The organism is Actinoplanes sp. NPDC026623 (assembly GCF_040638275.1).
In the GTDB taxonomy this organism is placed as follows: domain Bacteria; phylum Actinomycetota; class Actinomycetes; order Mycobacteriales; family Micromonosporaceae; genus Actinoplanes.
The window spans coordinates 1-1553 of the sequence record NZ_JBEZXZ010000433.1 but is presented as its reverse complement, the minus strand read 5'-3'; the positions used below and the strand labels follow the sequence as shown (position 1 = coordinate 1553).

Annotated in this window: 1 protein-coding gene and 1 pseudogene; one reads left to right on the top strand and one right to left on the bottom strand. The window is 70.7% G+C overall.

Features of this window, described 5'->3' with window-relative positions:
* Positions 1 to 930, bottom strand: a 930-nt coding sequence (locus tag AB0F10_RS45565; RefSeq protein WP_360640852.1) for an AAA family ATPase, incomplete at its 3' end; no start/stop codon positions are given.
* A 436-nt stretch (positions 931 to 1366) separates the two neighbouring features.
* On the opposite strand from AB0F10_RS45565, the pseudogene AB0F10_RS45560 reads away from it, so the two are divergent.
* Positions 1367 to 1553: pseudogene (locus AB0F10_RS45560) on the top strand (glycoside hydrolase); the annotation flags it as partial.

Genomic DNA, 1553 nt, shown 5'->3' with positions numbered 1-1553 from the left:
GGCGTCGCCGGCGATCGGCGGGCCCTCGCCCCGCCCCCGCCGCCGGATCCGGTCGCGCAGCGGCCCGGGGCTCGCGTGCAGCCGGCACAGCGCCATCCCGGCAGCGGGCAGCGCCTCGGCGTAGCGCCGCACCTGGCTCGGCCGCTCCACCGACCCGACCACCACCAGGCGCCGTGCGCCGTACGCGTGGAAGCCGGACCACACCGCGGCGAGGTTGGCGGCCTTGAGCCGGTGATTGTCCGGGTCCGTTCCGGGCCCGGCGCCGAGGAAGCCGATCTGCTGAAGGTCCACGAAGCCGGTCATGTGCCCGGCCCGCCGCGACCGCTGCGCCACCTCCCACCCGACCGCCGACTTGCCCACCGCGGTCGGCCCGCAGATCCAGAGGATCTCACCGGGCGCGGACACCGGGTCCGGCCAGGGACCCGCCCGGCCGGCCGGGGAAAAGGCCCACCGGCCGCGGACGGCGGCGAGCACCTCGGCGGCGGTGCGACCGGTGGTGTCCACGCACGGGTACGGCAGCGTGCCGCGATCGAGCGCCTCGGCCTCGCGCAACGCGAGTTCCCGGTCCTCGTCGCGGGCCCGTGCCTCCAGGCGCCGGCGCAGCTCCGGCCGGTCGCAGCGCAACCGCAGCACGGTGAGGTCGGCCCGCGGCAGGCACCCGGCGGGTACGCCGCGACCGGAGTCGAGGTAACCCGAGACGACGAGGCAGGTGGCGCCGGCGGCGCGGAAGCCGGCCACCGCGCGGCCGAGGATGCGCGCCTCCAGCAGGGTCCGGCCGGGGTCGGCCGGGATTTCCGGAAAGCACATGCCCAGCTGGTCGATGTCGACGTGGCCGGCGCCGGGCAGGCCGTCGAACAGGTCCCAGGCGACCGTGGACTTGCCCACGCCGGACGGGCCGCACAACCACAGCACTGGGAGAGGACCGGACACCGCCGCAGACTCGCGCAACACGGCAACCCCGGCAACACATTTCCCGGAGCAGCCCGTGAGTAACTCGGAGTCTCCGGAAGTTTCGATAACTAACAGCCAACTTCGACAGCAACTCACCGACTGCAACGCCTGACGCAGCTAGGGAAGGCGTCGACATAGGACTATAAAAGGCATATTTATGGCTCGGGCGTCGGGTGGGTCTCCTAATTGTTTCCGGAACATCACCGGAAGTTGTTGACACAATATCGCCACCGTGCCAATACTTCTGCCATCGATGGACATCGACCTGACACAGGTTCGATTCGCCTGTCCGGGCGGTGTCGCCGCACCGTGCGACGCCGGGCGTGCGGCGGCCGTCCCCAGGTCACACCGACGATCCACTTCTCGTCCGCACCACGCTGCCCGGTCCCCCGCCGGTTCTCTCGAGGAGGATTCCATGAACGAAATCAACATCCAGCCGAAGCCCGGCAAACGCGGTCGCCTACGACTGCTGATCGGTGCCGTCACCGCGTCTGTGCTGGCGGCGGGCTCGATCGCCGTGGCCGGTGTCGCCCACGCCGAGGCAGACCGGACCATCACCTCAAACCAGACCGGCTACCACAACGGCTACTTCTTCTCATACT